The sequence below is a fragment of the Variovorax sp. WDL1 genome (assembly GCF_001541225.1).
Taxonomy (GTDB): domain Bacteria; phylum Pseudomonadota; class Gammaproteobacteria; order Burkholderiales; family Burkholderiaceae_C; genus Variovorax.
Genome location: NZ_LMTS01000141.1, coordinates 1 through 1,734 on the forward strand (window position 1 = coordinate 1; position 1,734 = coordinate 1,734).

At 62.3% G+C, this 1,734-nt stretch carries 2 protein-coding genes; both read right to left on the reverse strand.

All coding sequences use genetic code 11. The features are described 5' to 3' along the window. On the reverse strand, window positions 1-585 hold a 585-nt coding region (locus APY03_RS19280), incomplete at its 3' end, for an HlyD family secretion protein (protein ID WP_157103432.1). A gap of 7 nt (window positions 586-592) precedes the next feature. Then, window positions 593-1,734 (reverse strand): MFS transporter (locus APY03_RS19285; RefSeq protein ID WP_068679138.1); only part of this gene is annotated, 1,142 nt, incomplete at its 5' end.

Below are 1,734 nucleotides of genomic sequence, written 5' to 3' on the forward strand. Positions count from 1 at the left end.
AAGCGCAGCCTTGGCCTTTTCAAGATCGGCTTTCAGGATGTCCGTCTGCTGCCGCGCCGCTTGCAGGCCCGCGCGATTCTTGTCCCGGCTGGCCAGCCGAATGGCCAACTGCGCCTCGGCCTGTTGCTGTGCCTGGATCGAACCTGATCCATCGGAGGCCAGGTTCCGGTAGCGTTTCTGGTTGGCCTCTGCCAATTTGAGTTCTGCATCGTCCACCGCAACGGCCGCCTGCGCCTGACGTATCGCGGTTTCCTGCTGCACCACACGCGCGGCAAGCCCCTCGACACTGGCCTCGGCAGCGGCGACCTGTGCCTTTGCCGTGTTCACCGCAACGATGAAATCCCGGTCGTCGATGGCGACGAGCAAATCCCCAGCCTTCACTGGCTGGTTTTCTTCGACCAGTACCTTTCCGATCACGCCGGACACCTGCGGCGCGACGAGGGTGAAATCGGCTTGGACGTAGGCATCGTCCGTAGATTGGGTCGATGCGCTGGACTCGGGACGATTCAGATAAATGACACAGCCCACTGCGACTGCGAGCAGCAGCACGGCACTGGTAATCTTGGCTTTCTTCGGCATGGCCATGGTGAAACTATCCTTGGGGCAAAGGTTTGGATTGAGGAGCAGCGGCCTGCAAGTCGGGGGCGGGAATGCAGGTCAGCCGCAATACGAAGGGGACCATCACCAGCGCCAGAACGCCGAGTACGCGATAGGCATCCGCGACTGACAGCACCAGCGCCTGCTGGCCGATGATTCCCATCAGTTGAGCGGGCTCCGGAGCAAGCGGGACGGAGTTGCCTACCAACGCAGCGTGGTCCAGCAGCATTTCCGCGTGGAACCGCTGTCTCACGGTCACGAGTTGCCCAACCACCGCGCCCCCGAGTACCGACCCCAGGGCGCGCAGCGTGTTGATGTTCCCCGACACATACGGGCCTTCGCTGGGATGTACGACGCTGGTACACAGGAACAGCATCGAGACGACAGCCATGGGCTGGCCAAAGGCTTGCAGCGTCTGCGTCATAACGAACTGGTCGCGGTTCCAATCGGAAGTCAATTGCGCACCAAAGAAGCACGCCAGGGCGATCAGCAGCAGGCCGCCCGCGAACACGAATCGGGCATCGACCCATTTCCGGTACAGGAACAGCGCCACCACGGAACCCAGGACCAGTTGAGGCAGCGCGACGATGAGCCCGATTGGTGCCATCTGAAGCGGTCGGTAGCTTTGGAGCGGCCCGAGATAGGTCATCGGCAACATCACGCCAGAGGTCAGCACGACCAGAAGGCAGATGAACAAGGTGAAGCCCAACGCCAGGTTGCGGCGGCTGAGCATCTGCAATTTGATGAACGGCGCCGGGTGATACCACTCCGTCAGCAGATAGGCCGCCAGCAGCGTCAGCCCGGCCACCAATGAGACGACGATGAGGGGGGAGTTGAACCAGTCCAGCCGCACGCCCTGATCCAGGGCGACGGTAATCAGGGCAAATGCCGGCATGCCGAAAGCCATGCCCGGCCAGTTGGCCTGCGGGAAGCGGTCTGTCTGGATCGGGTCTTTCGGCAGGCCCCATCCGATCAACAAGGCGGCAATGGCCGCGAGCGGAAGGATTTGCCAGTACACCCAGCGCCAATCGAACAGGCCATCCGTCCATTGCCCCGCCAGCCAGATCGAGAGGTTGGGGGCGAAGGTGGCCGTCAGTGCATACAGCGCCAGTCCGTGCAGCCGTATGTGGGGTGGCA